Genomic DNA, 17,856 nt, shown 5'->3' on the forward strand with positions numbered 1-17,856 from the left:
GCGGGGGTTCGGGGGCCGGCCCCCGAAAAGGGACGATGGGGGTCCCCCCGCTCGAGCGAAGCCGAGAGTGGGGGAGGGTAGGGGCGGCGGGGGCGGAAACACCACCTCGACCCACAGCCCGCCCTCCCCCCGGGCCCGCGCCTCCACCACACCCCCGTGGGCCGCAGCGATCGCCGCCACGATCGACAAGCCCAACCCGGAACCCTCCCGGGCTCGGTCCCGAGCCCGAACCCGCTCGGCCCCCAGCCTCCGAAACGGTTCGAACAGGACGCCCACCTGATCCCCCGGCACCACAGGCCCACTGTTCACCACCCGCATGGAGGCCCGCCCGTCGACGACCCCGGTCCAGACGGAAACCCAACCGCCCTCCCCCGGCGGCACGTTGTGGTGCACGGCGTTCTCGACGAGGTTGCTCACCAGCCGCCCGATCAACTGCGGGTCCCCGACAAGGGCCGCAGGCGAGAGCTCGGCGGTCACGCGGGGCCCACCGTCGGGCAACAGTTCGGCGGCCACCACGGACAGGTCCACGAACTCCCGCTCCGGCACGCCCCGTTGGCTGCGCGCAAGCGTCAACAACGCCTCGATCAACCGCTCCTGCTCCTGCCCTGCGGCCCGCACCCGAAGACAGGCGGCCCGCAGGGTCTCGGCATCCGCCCCGGGATCGGCGAGCGCCACATCGATGACGGCCTGCTGAAGAGTGAGCGGCGTACGCAACTCGTGCGACGCGTTGGCCACGAACCGCCGCTGCGCCTCGAAGGCGCCTTCGAGCCGAGCGAGCAGATCGTCGAACGTGTCGGCGAGGTCCTTGAGTTCGTCGGCCGGCCCGGCCACCGCGAGCCGCCGGTGCAGAGCGTCGGCGGAGATCCGCCGCACCGCCCCGGTCATGCTTCGCAGAGGCGCGAGCACCCGCCCGGCCACCAGCCACCCGAGCACGAGCGAGGCGACCGCCATGATGCCGAGGGCGACCCCCGACTCGACGAAGAGCTGATGGAGCTGGTCGCTGCGCTGGGCGACCAGCTGCTCACGTACGTACCCCTGGACGGCGGGCGCCCCCGCTCCCCACGCCCCCGGAGGCACATCGGGCCTGGTCACCGACACCTGTTCGCCGCTCTCGAACATGAGGGCGTACGTGAGGGCCAGCAGCACCGCCCCCGCCACCACGAACAGTCCGCTGTAGAGCAACGTCAGCCGCCACCGGATGCTCTGCGGCCCCCGGATGCCCCGCAGCCTGCGCATGCTCTCCAGTCCGCGGATCCGCCACACCGCGGGGAGCCCGGGACGCACTCTCATACCCGGTACCCGGCCTGGGCCACCGTCTCGATCAACGGCGGTTCCCCGAGCTTGCGCCGCAGTCGGCTGACCGTCACCTTCACGGTCTGCGTGAACGGATCGGCCGCCTCGTCCCAGGCCCGCTCCAGCAGTTCCTCGGCGGAGACCACGGCCCCGCCCGCACCCATCAGCAGCTCCAGGACCGCGAACTCCTTCGGGCTGAGCAGGAGTTGGCGTCCGTCACGGGACGCCACCCGCCGCGCGGGGTCGAGCCGCAGATCACCGTGGACCAGCACCGGCGGCAGCGCAGGTTGGGCACGGCGCCCCAAGGCCCGTATACGCGCGACGAGTTCGGTGAACGCGAAGGGCTTCGGCAGATAGTCGTCGGCGCCCATCCCGAGCCCCGCGACCCGGTCGGCGACCGCGCCGGACGCGGTCAGCATCAGTACCCGCGCCCGGCTGCCCCCCTCGGCCAGGGCCCGGCAGACCCGGTCTCCGTGCAGCCCGGGCAGATCACGGTCGAGTACGACGACGTCGTAGCCGTTGACCGTGGCCCGCTCCAGCGCCGCATGGCCGTCCAGCGCGATGTCGACGGCCATACCCTCTCTGCGCAGTCCCGCCGCGACGGTCTCGGCGAGCTCCTCGTGGTCCTCGACCACCAATACGCGCATCGGCATCTCCGGCTGCGTCTCCGGCTGCTGCGAACCCTGCGGCCAGCGTGCCCGCCGGGCGGTAACAGGGCGGTAAGAGCACCCGTTCCCGTGCCGTAACCGCCCACGCGCTGAGGTGATTCGAGGAGAAGCACTCCCGAGAACCACTCCCGAGACGTACTCCATAGACGCACCCAGGAGGATCCTCATGCGAAGTACGACGAAAGGGCATCGCCGACTGGCCGCGGCCTGCGCCCTGATCACCGCCGTCACGCTCGGCGGGGTGTACGCGGGCCAGGCCGTCGCGGCCGACCCGTCCTCGCCGTCGAGCGGCGGGTCGTCGTCGGAGCCCCCGAAGGGCGACGGCCCGGGCGACTCCACGGACTCGACCGACTGGAAGCGCCAGGACAAGGCGTCCCGCGAGTTCACCGAGTGCGTGCGCGACAACGGCCTGGAGGACTTCCCCGACATCGTCATCTACACGGCGGACGACGGCGACGGCGTACGCGTACGGATCGACGCGGGCGACCGGACGAGCCGTCCGGACCCGGTCTCGAAGGAGTTCCGGAAGGCCGTGAAGGCCTGCAAGCACATCCTGGAGGACATCGGCGTCGGCTTCCCGGTCCCGCCCGACGAGCTGCCCGGCAAGGGCGACCGGCCCTGGCCCCCGGACTGCGGCGGCCGCGAGGTGCAGAAGAACGAGAAGGGCGACAAGAGCGGGAAGGAGTCCGACGCAGAGCTGAGCGTCGCCGGACTCGTACTCACGGGGACTGCCTGACTCGTACGCGCCCAACCAACCACCCAGCCAAGCAACCGACACAGCACGGCCCCGAGCGGATCAACTCCCGCCCGGGGCCGTGCCGTTCACTCCGTCAGTCGCGAACCGTCAACTCGTCGGCCCGTCGGCCCGTCAGCCCGTCAGCCCTCGATGGACGTCATCACGTGCTTGATCCGCGTGTAGTCGTCGAACCCGTACGCCGACAGGTCCTTGCCGTAGCCGGACTTCTTGAAGCCGCCGTGCGGCATCTCCGCGACGAGCGGGATGTGGGTGTTGATCCAGACGCAGCCGAAGTCGAGGACCTTGGACATGCGCATCGCGCGCGAGTGGTCCTTGGTCCAGACGGAGGAGGCGAGGGCGTACTCGACGCCGTTCGCCCACTCGACGGCCTGCGCCTCGTCCGAGAAGGACTGGACGGTGATGACCGGGCCGAAGACCTCGTTCTGGATGATCTCGTCGTCCTGCTTAAGACCTGACACCACGGTCGGAGCGTAGAAATAGCCCTTGTCGCCGACGCGGTGGCCGCCCGCCTCGACCTTGGCGTGGGCGGGCAGGCGCTCGATGAAGCCGGTGACCTGCTTGAGCTGGTTCGGGTTGTTGAGCGGCCCGTACAGCACGTCCTCGTCGTCCGGCATGCCGGTCTTCGTGTCGGCGGCGGCCTTGGCGAGCGCGGCCACGAACTCGTCGTGGATGGACTCCTGGACGAGGACGCGGGTGGCGGCCGTACAGTCCTGGCCCGCGTTGAAGAAGCCCGCGACCGAGATGTCCTCGACGGCCTTGGCCATGTCGGTGTCCTCGAAGACGACGACCGGCGCCTTGCCGCCCAGCTCCAGATGGACGCGCTTGACGTCCTTGGCAGCGGACTCGGCGACGGAGATGCCCGCGCGCACGGAGCCGGTGATCGACGCCATGGCGGGCACCGGGTGCTCCACCATCGCGCGGCCGCTGTCACGGTCGCCGCAGATGACGTTGAAGACGCCCTTGGGGACGATCGAGCCGATGATCTCGGCGATCAGGACCGTGGAGGCGGGAGTGGTGTCCGACGGCTTGAGGACGACCGTGTTGCCGGCCGCGAGCGCGGGGGCGAACTTCCACACGGCCATCATCATCGGGTAGTTCCACGGCGCGACCTGCGCGCAGACGCCGACCGGCTCGCGCCGGACGATCGAGGTCAGGCCCTCCATGTACTCCCCGGCCGCGCGGCCCTCCAGCATGCGCGCCGCCCCCGCGAAGAAGCGGATCTGGTCGACCATGGGCGGGATTTCCTCGGACCGGGTGAGGCCGATGGGCTTGCCGGTGTTCTCGACCTCGGCCGCGATCAGCTCCTCGGCCCGCTCCTCGAAGGCGTCCGCGATCTTGAGCAGGGCCTTCTGGCGCTCGGCGGGGGTCTGGTCGCGCCAGGCCGGGAAGGCCGCGGCGGCCGCGGCCATCGCGGCGTCGACGTCGGCCTGACCGGACAGTGGCGCGGTCGCGTAGGCCTCGCCCGTCGCGGGGTTGACCACGTCGGTGGTCCGTCCATCGGCGGCATCGCGGAATTCTCCGTCGATGTAATTGCGCAGACGACGCAGCTCGGTGCTCACTGCCGGCCCTCCAGTCAGATGTCCAATCACTGAGACACCCACCCTAGTCCCGCGCCCCACGTTTTCAACACCCCCGATCGGCCCAGAACTGCGAAATCCGCACATGCAGGCCATGCAGACAACGAATTTCATCAATCAACCCTTGCGGAACTGCTGATGCCTCATGCACAGTGAGCACGTGCCCAGTCGCAGCGCAGAGCCAAAGGGCTCCCGAGACACCCGGTCGGGGAACACCACTCCCCCGCTGGACAGCGTCTCCCTCGCCATCATCGAGCAGCTCCAGGAGGACGGCCGCAGGCCGTACGCCGCGATCGGCAAGGCCGTCGGCCTCTCCGAGGCGGCCGTGCGCCAGCGCGTCCAGAAGCTGCTCGACCAGGGCGTGATGCAGATCGTCGCCGTCACGGACCCGCTCACCGTGGGTTTCCGCAGGCAGGCGATGGTCGGCATCAACGTCGACGGCGACCTGGAGCCCGTGGCGGACGAGCTGACCGCGATGCCGGAAGTCGAGTACGTGGTGATGACCGCGGGCTCGTTCGACATCCTCGCCGAGATCGTCTGCGAGGACGACGACCACCTGCTGGACGTCATCAACAAACGCATACGGGCCCTGCCCGGCGTGCGCTCCACCGAAAGCTTCGTCTACCTCAAGCTCAAGAAGCAGACCTACATGTGGGGAACCCGATAGCCGTGACCACCAAGGACCTCAGCCGAACCGCGTACGACCACCTGTGGATGCACTTCACCCGCATGTCCTCGTACGAGAACGCTCCCGTCCCCACGATCGTCCGTGGCGAGGGTACGTACATCTACGACGACAAGGGCAAGCGCTACCTGGACGGTCTCGCGGGGCTGTTCGTGGTCCAGGCGGGCCACGGCCGCCGGGAGCTGGCCGAGACGGCGGCCAAGCAGGCGCAGGAGCTGGCCTTCTTCCCGATCTGGTCGTACGCCCACCCGAAGGCCGTCGAGCTTGCGGAGCGCCTCGCGAACTACGCGCCGGGCGACCTGAACAAGGTCTTCTTCACCACGGGTGGCGGCGAGGCCGTCGAGACCGCCTGGAAGCTCGCCAAGCAGTACTTCAAGCTGCAGGGCAAGCCGACCAAGTACAAGGTCATCTCGCGCGCGGTCGCCTACCACGGCACCCCGCAGGGCGCCCTGTCGATCACGGGCCTGCCCGCCCTGAAGGCCCCGTTCGAGCCGCTGGTCCCCGGCGCCCACAAGGTCGCGAACACCAACATCTACCGCGCGCCCGCCTTCCTCGACCAGGGCTCCGGCGTCTCCCCCGAGGCCTTCGGCCGCTGGGCCGCCGACCAGATCGAGGAGCAGATCCTCATGGAGGGCCCCGAGACGGTCGCCGCCGTCTTCCTGGAGCCCGTGCAGAACGCCGGCGGCTGCTTCCCGCCGCCGCCCGGCTACTTCCAGCGCGTACGCGAGATCTGCGACCAGTACGACGTGCTGCTCGTCTCGGACGAGGTCATCTGCGCCTTCGGTCGCCTGGGCACGATGTTCGCCTGCGACAAGTTCGACTACGTCCCGGACATGATCACCTGCGCCAAGGGCATGACCTCGGGTTACTCCCCGATCGGCGCGTGCATCATCTCGGACCGGCTCGCCGAGCCGTTCTACAAGGGCGACAACACCTTCCTGCACGGCTACACCTTCGGCGGCCACCCGGTGTCGGCGGCCGTGGGTCTCGCCAACCTCGACCTCTTCGAGCGGGAGAACCTCACGCAGCACGTGCTGGACAACGAGGGTGCGTTCCTCTCCACCCTCCAGAAGCTGCACGACCTGCCGATCGTCGGCGACGTCCGCGGCAACGGCTTCTTCTACGGCATCGAGCTGGTGAAGGACAAGGCCACCAAGGAGACCTTCACGGACGAGGAGTCGGAGCGCGTGCTCTACGGCTTCGTCTCCAAGAAGCTCTTCGAGTACGGCCTGTACTGCCGCGCCGACGACCGCGGTGACCCGGTCATCCAGCTCTCGCCGCCGCTGATCTCCGACCAGTCGACCTTCGACGAGATCGAGGGGATCGTCCGCCAGGTGCTGACGGAGGCGTGGGCGAAGCTCTGACCCGGCCGGGCCCTCAGGGGCTCCGACCGTGACTCGGCTCAGGCTCAGCTTCCGGCTCCGGCTCCGGCTCCGGCTCCGGCTCCGATGAGCTGAATCTGTGATCAACACCGGCCCCGGTGCCGCCCGTTCGAGTGAGAATGGGCGCTCCGGGGCCGCGTGCTGTCCGGCCTCCCGGCCCCGACTACCTAGCGTGCCCAGTGACCGATCGGCCCTGCCTTCGTTCCCCCGGAAGGGGGACTTCGCACGGCATTTCTGATCTGAACCGAGGTGTACGCCATGGTGGCTCCGCCGGACAACGACGTGCTGTGGGCACGCGCCCTGCACGTCAACCACAACGGATCGCCCGCGCTCACCGGCGTCTCGCTCGGGGTTCGCGAGGGCGAGATCCTGGCCGTCGGCGGCCCACGTGGCAGCGGCAAGACGACCCTGCTCCAGTGCCTGTCCGGGCAGTTGCGGGCGCAGCAGGGCGAGGTCTGGTTCAACAGCACGCCCGTGCACACCATGGGTCCGCTGACCCGCGAGCGGCTGCGCCGCGACCGGTTCACCTGGATCGACCCCGCGCCGGTCCTGGTCCCGGAGCTGAACGCCTGGGAGAACGCGGCGCTGCCCCTGATGCTGCGCGGTGTCTCCCGCCGCCGCGCCAAGACCGCCGCCCTGGAGTGGCTGGACCGCCTCGACATCGGCGGCTGCGCCCGCAAACGCCCGTACGCGCTACTGCACGCCGAGCGACAACGCGTGGCCATCGCCCGCGCCCTGGCCCCGGCGCCGACCGTGCTCTTCGCCGACGAGCCCACCGCCCCGCTGCACCGCGCCGACCGGGCCCATGTGCTGCGTACGCTCACGACGGCGGCCCGTTCGCACGGGATCACCGTCGTGCTGGCCACGCACGACGCGGACACCGCGGCCCTCGCCGACCGGACGGTGTCGCTGCTCGACGGGCGGCGGGTGAACACCGTCCATCTGCCGCCGGTGGCCGACAATGCGGAAGGCCGGGCCGCGTGCTCGCTCTCCGTCTAGCGCGCGGGGCCCGCCCCGCCGTCCAGCTCCGCAGGCTTCTGGTCGCGGCGGCGTCTGCGGGCACGGGTTTCCTGCTCCTGTGCACCCTGGGGTACGCGATGGGGCACCCGGACGCGTCCGGTGCGGCCGTGCTGCGGCTGGCCTGGTGTGTCGCACCGCTCGCCGCGACCGTGCAGTTCGCGGTGGCGGTCGCCCGGACCGACCCGGCCACCCGTCCCCGGCAGGGGCTGTCGGCGCTCGGCCTCGGCCCCGCCCGCCTGACGGTCCTCGCGGCGATCTCCACCGCCGTGTCCTGCACGCTCGGTTCGATGGTCGCCCTGCTCTTCTTCCTGCATCTGCGTGGCGACCTGACCGGCCTCCCCTTCGACGGCGACGCCGCCGACCTCCTCGCCGCGGACGAGCCGCTGCCCCTCCCGGCCGCGCTCACCCTCCTGGCCCTCGTACCGATCATCGCCTCGGCGGCCAGCGCGGCGGTGCTCCGGCCGCGGGGCCCGAGGCCGAGCGGCTTCAGGACGGGCGGCCGGCCCGGACGGCTGAGCGGCTTCGGCGGATACGGGCGCTCCGTCGAACGCGTCGGCTTCGGCGCGTACGGACGCTTCGGGACGCGTACGGAAACGAAGGCGGGCCCTCGCTCGGAGGGCCGGGGCGGTTCGGTGGGCCCGGGCGGCTCCCGGGGCCGGGACGGTTCCGAGGGCAGGGAGGCTTCAGAGGGCAGGGGCGGTTCCGGGCAGGGCACCACCGGCCGGTCCGGGCGGGACCAGGCTTCCGGCGGGCGGAGCGCGCAGGGCACTCCCGACGATCACGCCGGGCGCACCGCCCACGCAGAGACCACCGGGCACGGCAGCCCGGAAGCGTCCACCAGTGCCGCGGCGCTCGACGTGCCCCGCCGCTCCGGCGCGCGCGCCCGCGCGAGGGTCGAGGGGCGCCCCGGCGGCGAGCAGCTCTCCGCCGCCCACGCCAACCACGCCACCGCCGACGCACCCGCGCACAACGGCCACGACGCAGCCGACCGCCACGACGCCTCACCACACCCCGACAGTCACGGCAGTCACGACAGCGCCGGGCTCTCCGGCCGTCCCGGCCACACCCGCCACCCCCTGGACCCCCTGAGCCCCGAACATCCCCCGGCCCCCCTCCCCACCCCCTCCGGCCTCCCCTGGGGCGCCGCGGTCCTCGCGGCCGGGCTCGCCGTGGAGACGTACGCCGGCCGTACGTCCCCCGCCCTCGCGGGACCCGAGCTGCCGGGCGGCCTCTCTGTCGGACCCATCGGTGTGCTGGTCGGCTGGGCGCTCACCGCGTTCGGTCTCGCGCTGGCCGGGCCCGCGATCACGCACCTCTGCGGCAGGCTGCTCCAGGCGGTGCGGCCGGGCGCCCTGCGGCTGCTCGCCGGACGCGTCCTCATGGAGGAGGCGGCCCGCATCGGGCGCCCGCTCGGCGTGGTGTGCGCGGTGGCGTCGGGGGCGTACGCCATGGCCGTGCTCCACGGCCACGCGCGCCCCGACGTGGGGCCGCTCACCACCCTGGGCGCGCTGCTCGTCGCGGGGTGCGCCGTCGCAACGCTCCTGACCGCCGCGGTGGAGGCGAGGAACGCGCGCGCCGACACCACGGCCGCCCTGCTGCGGCTCGGGGCGCCCGCCACGGCGCTGCGCAGCGCCGCCGCCCTCCGCACGGGCGCCCTGCTCGCCGTCTTCGGCCCGCTGACCTGGGCAGTCGCCGAGCTGGCCGCACTGCCACTGACCCGCTGACGGCGCACCCGAAGAGCTCGCCGAAAAAGTTCACGGGACGCCGATGACTTTTCGACGGCCCCCCGGTCTACCCCTCCGAACAGCACATCACGCGATGGGAGACCTCACATGTACCAGCAGATGATCTTCGTGAACCTGGCCGTGAACGACGTCGACGCCTCCAAGAAGTTCTTCACGGAACTCGGCTACACGATCAACCCGCAGTTCTCGGACGAGAACTGCGCGTCCGTCGTGATCAGCGACACGATCGTCGCGATGCTGCTGAACAAGCAGCGCTACGCGGACTTCACGAAGAAGGAGATCGCGGACTCGACGAAGACCAGCGAGGTGCTGATCTGTCTGAGCGCCGAAAGCCGCGAGAAGGTGGACGAGCTCGTCGACAAGGCGGTCGCGGCGGGCGGTTCGGAGACCCGCGATCCCCAGGACTACGGCCAGATGTACGGCCGCGCCTTCGACGACCCGGACGGCCACACCTGGGAGGTCATGTGGATGGACCCGGCGGCCGTCCAGGGCTGAACCGGCCGTGCTTAGCATGGGCGGGTGCAGACGAGCCCCGCCCATGCGGCCCACCACAACGACCGTGAGATCGAGACGCTGGAGGAGTTCGACGCAGTCGTCTCGTCCCGCGGCACCCTCACCGGCTTCCGTGTCCAGTGCGTCGATCTGACGGACCGTACGAAGGAGTTGCTGGCGAGCGACGCCACCGGCGCCGTCTTCCTCGGCTGCCCGATGCGGGAGAACGCCGCGGCGAAGGTCCGTGCCGACGGCGCCCTGGTCTTCCCGCCCCTCCCCGGCCTGCCCTTCGACCCGTACCGCGGTCATCTCTACCGTCCCGACGAGCTGTTCGCCTCGCTCGACAAGGGATACGAGGAGACGCCGGACGCCCTCGCGTACGCCTGGTTCCAGCAGACGAAGAGCGATGGCGACATCTACGCCTCAATGCTGCGCTCCGTCCACGACGACGCGATCTCCGACGCCCTCGACGAACTCCTGCGCGGCACACGGGTGGTGGGCGTGATGGGCGGCCACGCGCTCGGGCGCGGCACGGACGCCTACGGCGGCGCCGCCCGGCTCGGCCGTGCGCTCGCGCGCGCCGGGTTCACCGTGGCGACGGGCGGCGGCCCCGGCGCGATGGAGGCGGCGAACCTCGGCGCGTACGCGGCCCCGTACGACGACACCATGCTGGACGAGGCGTGCGAACTCCTCGCGAAGTCCCCGTCGTTCGTGCCGTCGGTGACCGACTGGGCGCGCGCCGCCTTCGACGTGCGTACGCGCTGGCCGAAGGGCAACACCTCCGTGGGGATCCCCACTTGGTTCTACGGCCACGAGCCGCCGAACGCCTTCGCCTCGCACATCGCCAAGTACTTCGCCAACGCCACGCGCGAGGACGGCCTGCTGGCTCGTTCGAACGCAGGTGTGGTGTTCCTGCCCGGCGCCGCCGGCACGGTCCAGGAGATCTTCGACAACGCGACCCCCAACTACTACGAATCCCGGGGCGAACCCACCCCGATGGTGCTGGTGAACCGCGCGCACTGGACCGAGCGGCTCCCCACCTGGCCCCTGCTCCAGGCGCTCGCCCGCGACCGCTCGATGGAGTCCCGGATCGCGCTGGTCGACCGGATCGAGGAGGCACCGGAGGCGCTCATCCGGTTGGCTCATGTAAATGAAGGCTAAAGCCAGGGGTCAAGACGGACAGACGGATTGACAACCCGAGACGCGGCCCAATAAACCTGTGAGGCGTCTGGGATTGCTGTTTCTTCGCAGCCAATCCCCAACCCCCCTCGTTTGTGCATCCCGTGAAGGGCAATCGTGTCCATATCTCGCCGTACCGCACGTTCCGTGCGCATTCTCGGAGTTGCCTCCGCCTCGGCCGCGCTCACGCTCGGCCTCGCCGGCAACGCGCTCGCCTGCAACATCAGTGAGTTCTCGGCCGTCGCCAAGTGCGACGGCGCCAAGGGCGTCATCAGCGTCACCGACAAGGACCCCACCGGCGTCCCGGCCACCATCACGGTCTTCCTCGAGTCCAACGGCGCGGACGAGAAGCTCGTCGGCACCCAGGAGGTCAAGGGCTCCCGCGAGGGCGTGACCATCGACTTCTCGGAGGACTGGAAGCCGAACGCGGAGTACCGGATCCACGTCAAGGCCGGCAAGCAGGTCGACGAGGACATCAAGCCGAACCTCGTCACCCCGTCCGAGGCCTGCAAGTCCTCGGAGCCGTCGACGCCTTCGGCCACCCCGTCCCCGTCCGACGAGCCCTCCTCACCCGTCACCGCGAAGCCGGAGTCCCCGGCGCCCTCGGAGTCGGAGAGCACCCCGGCCGCGTCGGCCGGCGGCAGCACGCCGTCTCCCGCGGGCGGCGAGTCGAACCTCGCAGAGACCGGATCCAGCTCCAACACCGGTGCGATCGCCGGGATAGCGGCCGCGCTCGTGGCGGCCGGCGCCGGCGTGATGTTCGCCCTGCGCCGCCGCGGCGCGGCGAACGGTCGCTGAGCACCACCCGGTCGACCCGGTTCCACCAGGCGTGGCCCGCCCCCCCCGTACGAGGGGGCGGGCCACCGCCCTTTAGAGGGGCGCGGGGAACTGCGCGAGCAACCGAGACCGGCCCGCACCTGGCAAACCGGCTTCAACCACCGCCCTTCAGGGGCGCGGGGAACTGCGCAATCTTTTAGGGGCGCGAGGAACTGCGCGACAAGCCCCCACCGACCCGCAGACTCATCAACCCCCGGCGCTAGCCGAACGTGGCCCGCTCCAGCCAGAAGTCCATCAACTCCCGCTCCCCCAGAACCTCCAACCGCCCACCGTCCGGCGGCATCCGGCGGTAGAAGGCGAGCATCACCTCGGTGAGCGGCCCCCGCAGCGCAACGGTCGCCTTCTCGTGCCCCCGCCGCCAGCCGATGCCCTCGTCCTCGAACTCGATCAGCCACTCGGCATCCAGCCCGGGCTCCGCATCGGTGGCGTGGAGATGGATACTGCGCCCCACCCCGCGCAGCTCCCGCGCGGCGTCGCTCGGATACTTCTCCTGCGCGAACCGTACGATCTGCAGCCACTCGTCGATCGCGTCGGCGGCGAACTCCGGCGCCACCTCGTACGTCACGCCGGCCGCGATCGCCGCGTCGGCCCGGTGGATCACCGTCTCGTGGGTCATGCGCCGCGCCCAGAACCCGGCCGTGTGCTCCCACGCCCAGGACCAGGCGGCGGTGTCGGCACCGGCGGAGCGAAAGGTCTCGGCGGCCTGCTCGGCGCCCTCCGCGAGCCAGGCGTCCAGGGCGGCGGGGTCGTCGCCCTCCGGCCCCCCGACGTCCGCCACGTCCTCGATCGGCACGCTCTTCGTCGCCCGCGTCCGCACGATGTGCTCGGCCCAGCGATGTGCCTCGCCCACATGCACGGCGAGCTGCCGCAGCGTCCAGTCCGGACAGGTCGGTACGGTCGCGCCGAGATCGGCTCCGGCGAGGTGCGACCTCAGCAGCGCGGTCTGCCCGACGATTTCGCCGCAGTAGCGGTCGTGCCCGAGTAGCGTCATGAGCCGCACCCTAGGCTCCTCCGGGTCCCCCGAGTACGACAATTTCGGCTGCGTCGAACGCCACCCCGACCTCGTCCCCCGTCTCCGGCGCGTCCCGCAGCGCGCAGGCCGCCTCCAGCCACGGCGCGTCCTCGGGCTGCAGGCGTACGGCGACATGGGTGCCCCGGAAGGTCCGCGCGGCCACCGTGCAGCGCAGCCCCTCGGCCACCGGTACGAGGCGTACGCCGGCGGGCCTGACGAGCAGTGCGACCTCGCCCTGCCGGGCGTCCGAGGGCACCGGTACCTTGCCCCACGGCGTGTCCGCGGCCTCCCCGCTGACGGTCGCCGCGGTCACGTTCTCGAAGCCGAGGAAGCGGGCCACGAAGGCGTCGGCCGGGCGCTGCCAGACCTCAAGTGGCGTACCGGACTGGGCGATCCGGCCGTCCCGCATCACGACGACCCGGTCGGCGAGCGCGAACGCCTCCCCCTGGTCGTGGGTGACCGCGAGCACGGTCGTGCCCAACTCGCCGAACAGCTCGCGGAGTTCGACCACCAGCCGCTCCCGCAGCGAGCGGTCCAACTGGCCGAGGGGTTCGTCGAGCATGAGCAGCCGGGGGCGGGGGGCGAGGGCCCGGGCGAGCGCGACGCGCTGCTGCTCACCGCCGGAGAGGGAGGCGACGGCCCGATCACGAGCGCCGGGCAGCCCCACGAGATCGAGCAACTCACCTACACGTAGGGCCTGTTGTTCCTTCGACTCGCCGTGCATCCGCAGCCCGAAGGCCACGTTGCCGCCCACGTCACGCTGCGGGAACAGCTGGTGGTCCTGGAACATCAGGCCGACGCCCCGCTTGTGCGCGGGCACGCCGTGGAGGTCGCGGCCGTCCAGGAACACCCGTCCCTCGTCGAGGGGTTGGAGCCCCGCGACCGCCCGCAGCAGGGTCGACTTGCCGCTGCCGCTGGGCCCGAGCACGCACACGATCTCGTGCTCGGCGACATCGAGCCCGACGGAGTCGAGCACGGGCCGCCCACCGAAACGTACGGTCGCTCCGTCGAGTTCGAGCTTTGCGTGGCGCATGGTCAGAACTCCCCGGTCCGGTCGGTGCGAAGGCGTTCGAGAACCAGCAGCGCCACCGCGCACACCACCATCAAGATCGTCGAAAGGGCCATGGCCTGCCCGTAGTTGAGCTCCCCGGCCCGCCCGAGCAGCCGTGCCACGGCCACCGGCAGCGTCGGGTTGTCGGGCCGTGCGATGAAGACGGTCGCGCCGAACTCGCCCAGCGACACGGCGAAGGCGAACCCGGCCGCGATCAGCAGCGCCCGCCGCACCATCGGCAGATCGACCTCGCGCCACACCCGCCACGGCGAGGCCCCGAGCACCGCCGCCGCCTCGCGCAGCCGTCCGTCCACCGCCCGAAGCACGGGCAGCATGGTCCGTACGACGAAGGGGACGCCCACCAGCGCCTGCGCGAGCGGCACGAGGATCCATGTGCTCCGGAGGTCCAGCGGAGGCTTGTCGAGCGCGATGAGGAAGCCGAACCCGACGGTCACGGCGGAGACGCCGAGCGGCAGCATCAGCAGCGCGTCGAAGCCCCGTACGAGACGGCCGGCGTCCCGGCGGGTGAGGGCGGCGGCCGCGAGTCCGCCGATCAGCAGGGCGATGGCGGTGGCGGCGAGGGCGTACTGCAGCGAGTTGCCGACGGCTTCGATCGGCGGGACGAGGAAGATGCCGCCCTCGTCGCTGGTCAGCGCCGTGTAGTAGCCGAATCCGGGAGCGTCGAGGGACCGCTCGACCAGCACGGCCAGCGGCAGCACCAGGAGCACGGCGATGGAGGCGAGGACGGCGGCGAGCAGCGTCCACTGCCCGGCGCCGCGCGGCCGTCGGGCCGTCACGGACGCGTCGACCAGGCGCAGGGCCGTCTCCCGCCGCCGTACGGTCCAGGCGTGGACGGCGAGGATCGCGCCGACCGCCACGAACTGGACGAGGGTGAGGACGGCGGCCGTCGAGAGGTCGAAGATCTCCGAGGTCTGCCGGTAGATCTCGACTTCGAGCGTCGAGAAGGTCGGGCCGCCGAGGATCTGCACCACGCCGAACGAGGTGAAGGTGAAGAGGAAGACCATGAGCGCGGCTGCCGCGACCGCCGGGCCGAGCGCCGGAAGCGTCACCCTGCGCCAGGCGGCGAACCGTGAGGCGCCGAGCATCCGCGCGGCCTCCTCCTGACGCGGATCGAGCTGCGACCAGAGACCGCCGACCGTGCGGACGACGACCGCGTAGTTGAAGAAGACGTGCGCGAGCAGGATCGCCCACACGGTCGTGTCGAGCCGTACGCCCCACAGCTCGTCCAGGAGCCCGCCGCGGCCGAGGAGGGCCAGGAACGCCGTGCCGACGACCACGGTCGGCAGCACGAACGGCACGGTCACGACGGCCCGCAGGATCTGCTTGCCCCTGAAATCGAAGCGCGCGAACACATACGCGCCGGGGAGCGCGATCAGCAGCGTGAGCGCGGTCGATGCGAGCGCCTGCCAGGTCGTGAACCACAGGACGTGCCGGATGTCGGACTGCGCGAGCACGTCGCCGATCCGCCCGAACCGCCAGACCCCGTCGATCCTGAGCCCGCGGGCCGTGATCGCCGCGACCGGGTAGGCGAAGAAGATCCCGAAGAACGCGACGGGCACGGCCATGAGAGCGAGCCGCGCCGCGCTCCCGGTACGCGGGCGCGTACGGGTGCGCGGACGCCGGCGCGCGGGCGGCTCCGCCTCGGCGCGGGGCTCTACTTCAGAACGAGCGAGGTCCATGACTTGACCCACTCGTCACGGTTGTCGGCGATCTTGGCAGGATCGAGGGTCTCGGGGTTCTCGGCCTGCGGACCGAATTTCCGGAACTCCTGGGGCACCTCGGCGGCCTCACGGACCGGGTACACGAACATGTTGAGCGGCATGTCGTCCTGGAACTGCTTGGTGATCAGGAAGTCGATGAGCGCCTTGCCGCCCTTCGTGTTCTTCGCGTTGCTGAGCAGTCCCGCGTACTCGACCTGGCGGAAGCAGGTGCCATCCGCGACACCGGTCGGCGCGGTCTTCGGCTTCGGGTCGGCGTAGATGACCTCGGCGGGCGGGGACGAGGCGTACGAGACGACGAGCGGCCGGTCGCCCTTGGCCTTCTTGCCGCCGGCTGACCCGGAGAACTCCACGTTGTAGGCCTGCTCCCAGCCGTCGACCACCTTCACGCCGTTGGCCTTGAGCTTCTTCCAGTAGTCCTGCCAGCCCTTGTCCCCGTACTTCGCGGCGGTTCCGAGCAGGAAGCCGAGGCCGGGCGAGGACGTGGACGCGTTCTCCGTGACGAGCAGGTTCTTGTACTCGGGCTTGATCAGGTCGTCGAAGGACGTCGGCGGGGCCAGCTTGTGCTTGCTGAAGTAGGCCTTGTCGTAGTTGACGCAGATGTCGCCGGAGTCGATGGGCGTGACGCGGTGCTTGTCCTGGTCGACCCGGTACTCGGCCTTTATGCCACTGGCACCCTTGGCCTCGTACGACTGGAACAGCCCGTTGTCGAGCGCCCGCGACAGCAGGGTGTTGTCGACGCCGAAGAAGACGTCGCCCTGCGGGTTGTCCTTGGTGAGGATGGCCTTGTTGACGGCCGTACCGGCGTCGCCGTCCTTGAGGACCTTGACCTTGTAGCCGGACTGCTTCTCGAAGTCCTTCAGTACGGCCTTGGTGTACGCGAAGGAGTCATGGCTGACAAGGGTGACGGTCTTGGACCCGGAGCCCTCGTCGCCGGAGTCGGACGAACCGCACGCGGTGAGCGCGGCGAGGCCGAGTCCCACGGCCACGGCCGTGAACTTCCTGGTGGTGGTGCTCACTGAATTCCTCCTGGGGTGACCAGGAAGAGACGCGGCCCTGCCCGGGACCTCGGTCGGATCCCGGGCAGGGCGCAACAGCTTGAGTAGTGACCGAACTTCCTACCCAGAATGACCTGGGCAAGGTTCAGAGGGTCTGCGGGCTGTCCCGCACTCTCAGCGCTGTGGCGCTCCCCTGTCGGAATATGAAGATGTACGTACGTCCGCCAGACTACCGCTCGGTCGCCGCGAGCTGCCCGCAGGCCCCGTCGATCTCCTGGCCACGGGTGTCCCGGACGGTGACGGGCACACCATGGGCGGCGATCGCCTCGACGAACGCCTTCTCGTCCTCGGGCCGCGAGGCGGTCCACTTGGAGCCGGGGGTCGGGTTCAGCGGAATCAGGTTCACATGCACCGGCTTGCCCTTGAGCAGCCGCCCGAGCCGGTCACCGCGCCACGCCTGGTCGTTGATGTCCCGGATGAGCGCGTACTCGATGGAGAGCCGGCGCCCCGACTTCGCCGCGTACTCCCATCCGGCGTCCAGCACTTCCCGCACCTTCCACCGCGTGTTCACGGGCACGAGCGTGTCGCGCAACTCGTCGTCCGGTGCGTGCAGGGAGATGGCGAGACGGCATTTGAAGCCCTCGTCGGCGAACCGGTTGATGGCGGGGACGAGACCCACCGTGGAGACGGTGATCCCCCGCTGCGACAGCCCGAGCCCGTCCGGCTCGGGGTCGGTGAGGGCCCGGATCGACTGGACGACCCGCTTGTAGTTGGCCAGCGGCTCGCCCATGCCCATGAAGACGATGTTGCTGAGCCGGGCCGGCCCACCGGGAATCTCGCCGTCCCGCAGCGCCCGCATCCCGTCCACGATCTGGTGCACGATCTCGGCGCTGGACAGGTTCCGGTCGAGACCGGCCTGTCCGGTCGCACAGAACGGGCAGTTCATCCCGCAGCCCGCCTGCGAGCTGATGCACATGGTGACCCGGTCCGGGTAGCGCATCAGCACGGACTCGACGAGCGTGCCGTCGAAGAGCCGCCAGAGGGTCTTGCGCGTGGTGTTCTCGTCGGTGGAGAGATGCCGCACGACCGTCATCAGCTCGGGCAGCAGCGCCTCCTGCAGCTTGGCGCGCGATCCCGCGGGGATGTCGGTCCACTGCTCCGGGTCGTGCGCGTACCGCGCGAAGTAGTGCTGCGACAGCTGCTTGGCACGAAACGGCTTCTCACCGACCGCGGCAACCGCCTCTTTACGCTCGGCAGGCGTGAGATCGGCAAGGTGCCGCGGCGGCTTCTTGGCTCCGCGGGGGGCGACGAAAGTGAGTTCTCCGGGCTTAGGCATGGCTGTACCAGTGTCGCAGATCGATTCGTGTGACTTGTGCCCCCGGCAGCGCGCGGTCGCCGAGCGACTGCCGAGCGACCGCCCT

At 70.7% G+C, this 17,856-nt stretch carries 16 protein-coding genes; 8 read left to right on the forward strand and 8 right to left on the reverse strand.

Annotated features, from left to right (window positions below; genetic code table 11):
* A partial coding sequence (locus ACZ5VQ_RS33650; protein ID WP_469108269.1) for a sensor histidine kinase occupies window positions 1-1,290 on the reverse strand: 1,290 nt, incomplete at its 3' end.
* A complete protein-coding gene (locus ACZ5VQ_RS33655; protein ID WP_469108270.1) occupies window positions 1,287-1,940 on the reverse strand; it encodes a response regulator transcription factor in 654 nt (217 codons plus the stop codon). The genes ACZ5VQ_RS33650 and ACZ5VQ_RS33655, both read right to left, overlap by 4 nt.
* 187 nt (window positions 1,941-2,127) lie before the next feature.
* Between ACZ5VQ_RS33655 and ACZ5VQ_RS33660 the strand changes: the two genes are divergently transcribed.
* On the forward strand, window positions 2,128-2,697 hold the full coding sequence (locus ACZ5VQ_RS33660; protein ID WP_469108271.1) for a hypothetical protein: 570 nt from the start codon (window positions 2,128-2,130) through the stop codon (window positions 2,695-2,697).
* Between the two features lie 140 nt (window positions 2,698-2,837).
* Here ACZ5VQ_RS33660 and ACZ5VQ_RS33665 read toward each other — a convergent pair whose 3' ends face one another.
* Window positions 2,838-4,277 carry a gamma-aminobutyraldehyde dehydrogenase gene (locus ACZ5VQ_RS33665; protein WP_469108272.1) on the reverse strand — a complete coding sequence of 480 codons (1,440 nt, stop codon included), beginning with the start codon at window positions 4,275-4,277 and terminating at the stop codon, window positions 2,838-2,840.
* Window positions 4,278-4,440: 163 nt separating this feature from the next.
* Between ACZ5VQ_RS33665 and ACZ5VQ_RS33670 the strand changes: the two genes are divergently transcribed.
* From ACZ5VQ_RS33670 to ACZ5VQ_RS33700, 7 genes are all read left to right on the forward strand, one after another.
* Window positions 4,441-4,962, forward strand: a complete 522-nt coding sequence (locus tag ACZ5VQ_RS33670; protein WP_362086907.1) for an Lrp/AsnC family transcriptional regulator — start codon at window positions 4,441-4,443, stop codon at window positions 4,960-4,962.
* Complete coding sequence (locus tag ACZ5VQ_RS33675; RefSeq protein WP_362086910.1) at window positions 4,947-6,344, forward strand: aspartate aminotransferase family protein; 1,398 nt, start codon at window positions 4,947-4,949, stop codon at window positions 6,342-6,344. Before ACZ5VQ_RS33670 ends, ACZ5VQ_RS33675 begins: the two co-directional genes overlap by 16 nt.
* A 276-nt stretch (window positions 6,345-6,620) precedes the next feature.
* Window positions 6,621-7,361 carry an ABC transporter ATP-binding protein gene (locus tag ACZ5VQ_RS33680; RefSeq protein WP_362086913.1) on the forward strand — a complete coding sequence of 247 codons (741 nt, stop codon included), beginning with the start codon at window positions 6,621-6,623 and terminating at the stop codon, window positions 7,359-7,361.
* Window positions 7,343-9,106: an ICP22 family protein gene (locus ACZ5VQ_RS33685; RefSeq protein ID WP_469108273.1), complete on the forward strand. Its 1,764-nt coding sequence runs from the start codon at window positions 7,343-7,345 to the stop codon at window positions 9,104-9,106. The genes ACZ5VQ_RS33680 and ACZ5VQ_RS33685 overlap by 19 nt, the downstream gene beginning before the upstream one ends.
* A gap of 108 nt (window positions 9,107-9,214) precedes the next feature.
* Complete coding sequence (locus tag ACZ5VQ_RS33690; RefSeq protein ID WP_469108274.1) at window positions 9,215-9,622, forward strand: VOC family protein; 408 nt, start codon at window positions 9,215-9,217, stop codon at window positions 9,620-9,622.
* A gap of 24 nt (window positions 9,623-9,646) precedes the next feature.
* Window positions 9,647-10,780 (forward strand): LOG family protein, encoded by a 1,134-nt coding sequence (locus tag ACZ5VQ_RS33695; protein WP_469108275.1) that lies wholly within the window; start codon window positions 9,647-9,649, stop codon window positions 10,778-10,780.
* Between the two features lie 165 nt (window positions 10,781-10,945).
* A complete protein-coding gene (locus tag ACZ5VQ_RS33700) occupies window positions 10,946-11,596 on the forward strand; it encodes an LAETG motif-containing sortase-dependent surface protein (RefSeq protein ID WP_469108276.1) in 651 nt (216 codons plus the stop codon).
* Window positions 11,597-11,834: 238 nt separating this feature from the next.
* Here the strand turns inward: ACZ5VQ_RS33700 and ACZ5VQ_RS33705 are convergent, their stop codons facing one another.
* From ACZ5VQ_RS33705 to rlmN, 5 genes are all read right to left on the reverse strand, one after another.
* Window positions 11,835-12,626, reverse strand: a complete 792-nt coding sequence (locus ACZ5VQ_RS33705) for a maleylpyruvate isomerase family mycothiol-dependent enzyme (protein WP_469108277.1) — start codon at window positions 12,624-12,626, stop codon at window positions 11,835-11,837.
* 10 nt (window positions 12,627-12,636) lie between these two features.
* Window positions 12,637-13,680 carry an ABC transporter ATP-binding protein gene (locus tag ACZ5VQ_RS33710; RefSeq protein WP_469108278.1) on the reverse strand — a complete coding sequence of 348 codons (1,044 nt, stop codon included), beginning with the start codon at window positions 13,678-13,680 and terminating at the stop codon, window positions 12,637-12,639.
* Between the two features lie 2 nt (window positions 13,681-13,682).
* Entirely contained in the window at window positions 13,683-15,398 is a 1,716-nt protein-coding gene (locus ACZ5VQ_RS33715; protein ID WP_469108279.1) for an ABC transporter permease, read from the reverse strand.
* Window positions 15,374-16,456 carry a thiamine ABC transporter substrate-binding protein gene (locus ACZ5VQ_RS33720; protein WP_469108280.1) on the reverse strand — a complete coding sequence of 361 codons (1,083 nt, stop codon included), beginning with the start codon at window positions 16,454-16,456 and terminating at the stop codon, window positions 15,374-15,376. Before ACZ5VQ_RS33720 ends, ACZ5VQ_RS33715 begins: the two co-directional genes overlap by 25 nt.
* A 208-nt stretch (window positions 16,457-16,664) precedes the next feature.
* Window positions 16,665-17,771: a dual-specificity RNA methyltransferase RlmN gene (rlmN, locus tag ACZ5VQ_RS33725; protein ID WP_055614577.1), complete on the reverse strand. Its 1,107-nt coding sequence runs from the start codon at window positions 17,769-17,771 to the stop codon at window positions 16,665-16,667.
* Between the last annotated feature and the right edge of the window lie 85 nt (window positions 17,772-17,856).

It is taken from the genome of Streptomyces sp. NPDC033178 (assembly GCF_055577685.1).

What these genes read in the sequence shown, in the direction of transcription:
- ACZ5VQ_RS33655 (WP_469108270.1), bottom strand. Translation starts at nt 1,940, where the DNA reads ATGCGCGTATTGGTGGTCGAGGACCACGAGGAGCTCGCCGAGACCGTC.
- ACZ5VQ_RS33660 (WP_469108271.1), top strand. Translation starts at nt 2,128, where the DNA reads ATGCGAAGTACGACGAAAGGGCATCGCCGACTGGCCGCGGCCTGCGCC.
- ACZ5VQ_RS33670 (WP_362086907.1), top strand. Translation starts at nt 4,441, where the DNA reads ATGCACAGTGAGCACGTGCCCAGTCGCAGCGCAGAGCCAAAGGGCTCC.
- ACZ5VQ_RS33680 (WP_362086913.1), top strand. Translation starts at nt 6,621, where the DNA reads ATGGTGGCTCCGCCGGACAACGACGTGCTGTGGGCACGCGCCCTGCAC.
- ACZ5VQ_RS33690 (WP_469108274.1), top strand. Translation starts at nt 9,215, where the DNA reads ATGTACCAGCAGATGATCTTCGTGAACCTGGCCGTGAACGACGTCGAC.
- ACZ5VQ_RS33705 (WP_469108277.1), bottom strand. Translation starts at nt 12,626, where the DNA reads ATGACGCTACTCGGGCACGACCGCTACTGCGGCGAAATCGTCGGGCAG.
- ACZ5VQ_RS33710 (WP_469108278.1), bottom strand. Translation starts at nt 13,680, where the DNA reads ATGCGCCACGCAAAGCTCGAACTCGACGGAGCGACCGTACGTTTCGGT.
- ACZ5VQ_RS33715 (WP_469108279.1), bottom strand. Translation starts at nt 15,398, where the DNA reads ATGGACCTCGCTCGTTCTGAAGTAGAGCCCCGCGCCGAGGCGGAGCCG.
- rlmN (WP_055614577.1), bottom strand. Translation starts at nt 17,771, where the DNA reads ATGCCTAAGCCCGGAGAACTCACTTTCGTCGCCCCCCGCGGAGCCAAG.